Genomic DNA, 1,479 nt, shown 5'->3' with positions numbered 1-1,479 from the left:
ATGATTCAGCACATCAAAACGCTGGCGTACCAGCAATTCGGTATCCGCTGCCAACCGTGATCCGCAAAACAAATACAGGCTACCAGTCGGTTTCAGCACGCGCCAGAATTCCACCAGCATATCGTCCAGCCATGCCAGATAGTCCTCGACGGTTGACCATTGCCGGTCCCAGGCGTGTGATTTGACGCGATAGTATGGCGGGTCGGTCGCGATCAGATCGATGCAGTTTTCGGGGAGCGTTTTGATGTAATCGAGGGAATCGGCGTTGACGAGATTAGCACTGTTTAAATTAACAGTATTTTTCATAGACCAGAGGTGTCCGTTTTGGTACGCTCAATGCCGCTGTGTGCACATCAGCAATGGGCCTTGGTTCGCCTGTGATCCTCTGTCATGGGTGAATGGCGGTATCAGTGTTAGCAGCACCGGTATCGTCGCCCATTTCACGTATAAAAAAGCCCTGACATCTGCCGGGGCTTTCTATTTTGGCGGTAAAAAACGAAAACCCCGCCAGGACGAGGTTTTAAGTTTTGTGCTTTGTAACCACTCTTAGCACGTTACAACACATTTTGCGTAGCGCACTAATGATTTTGGGTCAGGCGCATAAATATTTTCTTTTTGCGCCCAACGGTCCATTTCGAGGGTAACCTCAGCCATATATAGGCATGCGTCCACAAACGCCTCGGCCACCTGCATTTCTTGCCGGACCCGCCCCTCTGAAATTTTATAATGCCGGCCAATTGATCGCTTCGACATGCAGTAAACATAGTGCAGCACAACCATGTTTAACTCATCGGGCCGACGTACTTTTTTTAACACGAGAACCGCTGCATCTACTGCCATACCATCGTCATCACAACAGCTATCGCGAATCTTCGAGGTATACGGCAACAATCCTTTGAAACCAGCCGCGATATGGGAGAAATCAACGCCACTATTGTCCCGCGCCCAGCTACCCCAGCGTTCGAGCACCAGTTGAATATCACGCATCGTTTACCCCTATTCCAATTTCCCAGTGGTGATTACGCCGAGCGCCAGTGCCCGGTCCTGAGTGTGCAGCAGCATTTCTAACTGGCTACCGTGCTCTGCCTCAAATGCCCGAGTATCCCGATGCAGTTCGTCATGGCATTGCCGGCACAGCGGTATCGTGAATAAATCGTGAGGTTTGGTCCCAGTCCCGCTCAGACCGTGATCGATAATATGGTGAGGGTCGTCCGCTGGCCGGCCGCACCCGGCGCACGGCTGTACTTTAACCCATTGGGTGTACGCCTCGTTTGTCCAACGCCGGCGTTTCGGGATCAGCATGAACGACTCGGGCGGCTCTGGGTCAACAGCCAGCGCCAGAACCGGTTTCGCTCGCTCCGCCAGCAATGGCGTTGCGAAAACATGCGGTTCGATATCGGACTCCCGCATCACCGGCGTAATGCGCTCTGGCGCCGGCAGTTTTAGAACCCGGCGCGCCGGCCCTTCCGGTAATGCCTC

Annotated in this window: 3 protein-coding genes; all 3 read right to left on the bottom strand. The window is 53.3% G+C overall.

Going from position 1 to position 1,479, the window contains the following annotated elements:
• On the bottom strand, positions 1–306 hold a 306-nt coding region (locus tag FCN80_RS25890; protein WP_306767941.1), incomplete at its 3' end, for a DNA methyltransferase.
• 240 nt (positions 307–546) lie between these two features.
• Positions 547–987 carry an antiterminator Q family protein gene (locus FCN80_RS25885; RefSeq protein WP_136993234.1) on the bottom strand — a complete coding sequence of 147 codons (441 nt, stop codon included), beginning with the start codon at positions 985–987 and terminating at the stop codon, positions 547–549.
• Positions 988–996: 9 nt separating this feature from the next.
• The coding region (locus FCN80_RS25880) for a DUF968 domain-containing protein (RefSeq protein WP_136993233.1) at positions 997–1,479 on the bottom strand (483 nt) is incomplete at its 5' end.

It is taken from the genome of Martelella alba, assembly GCF_005217455.1.
Taxonomy (GTDB): Bacteria; Pseudomonadota; Gammaproteobacteria; order Enterobacterales; family Enterobacteriaceae; genus Acerihabitans.
The sequence above is the reverse complement of the archived record's forward strand: the minus strand, read 5'-3'. Positions and strand labels throughout refer to the sequence as shown.